Genomic DNA, 1,062 nt, shown 5'->3' with positions numbered 1-1,062 from the left:
AACCGACCGGGCCAAGGCACAAGCCAGCCACGGCCCGGCTGTCATGCGCAAGGCCGGTGCCGCGCATTTTGCGGGAGCGAGCGTCCATGTCTCGCTGGCCGGCGAGATCGGCCTGCGGATCGTGCGTGGCGACTATCCGCCCGGCACCATCCTGCCCAACGAGTCCAGATGGGCCGAGATCTTCAATGTCAGCCGTTCGGCGGTGCGCGAAGCCATCAAGATGCTGATGGCGAAAAGCCTGTTGGCCTCACGCCCCAAGATCGGCAGCTGGGTCGAGCCGAAGGAGCGCTGGAACCTGCTCGACCGCGACGTGCTGGCCTGGTACGCGACGGCGCCCGACCGCGAGGCGTTCCTGCGAACCGTGCAGGAGTTTCGTCATATCATCGAGCCGGAAGCATCGGCCTTTGCAGCCATACGGCGCAGTGACGAGCAAATGGCGGAAATCAGCCAGGCCTGCCGCGAGATGGGCGAAGCCTTGAGCCTGCAGGAGCGTATCCGCGCCGATACGCGCTTTCATCTGGCCATCCTGCGCGCCTCCGGCAACGACCTTCTGGTGCCGCTCGGCGTGCTGATCGAGTCGGCGCTCGACCATCTTTTCGCATTCACGACACAGCAGGTCGCCGATCAGCGCCAGGCGCAGAAGCTGCATGAGGCGATCGAAAAGAACATCCGCCTGCAGCGCCCGGCCGCCGCGCGCAACGCCGTGCACAAGCTGCTTGCGGATACCGATGAAGGGATCGGGCGCTGGAGGCGGTGATCGGCGCCTGCGTTGGGCAATCGGTTAAATGGTCTGCTTCTTGCCATCCTTCATCGGCATCAGGTCGACGCCGTTCACCTTCCCGATATGCGTTGCCAGCATCGGTACGAATTGCTCGGCCGGGCCGGTTGCGTGGGCACCGGCGAAGGCGTTCTTGGTGGCGTTGCCGAGCGGGTTGGCAATGCCGGCCGCACCCGCCATCGATTCCAGATAGGTCAGGTCCTTGAAGGCGTTGGCGATGGTGAATTTGTGCGCGTCGCGGTCACCTTCCAGCGTCCAGCGCATGAAGGTCTGGTAGAAGCCGC

General features: G+C 64.6%; 1 protein-coding gene and 1 pseudogene. One reads left to right on the top strand and one right to left on the bottom strand.

Annotated features, from left to right (window positions below; genetic code table 11):
• The coding region (locus EN879_RS36920; RefSeq protein ID WP_245493944.1) for a FadR/GntR family transcriptional regulator at positions 1-757 on the top strand (757 nt) is incomplete at its 5' end.
• A 24-nt stretch (positions 758-781) separates the two neighbouring features.
• On the opposite strand, the pseudogene EN879_RS36915 reads toward EN879_RS36920, so the two are convergent.
• Positions 782-1,062, bottom strand: a pseudogene (locus tag EN879_RS36915) (NAD(P)-dependent oxidoreductase); the annotation flags it as partial.

This window comes from Mesorhizobium sp. M7A.F.Ca.AU.002.02.1.1 (assembly GCF_003998535.1).
GTDB classification, from domain to species: Bacteria; Pseudomonadota; Alphaproteobacteria; order Rhizobiales; family Rhizobiaceae; genus Mesorhizobium; species Mesorhizobium ciceri.
Note: the sequence above shows the minus strand (reverse complement) of the source record. Positions and strands in the feature narration are given on the sequence as shown.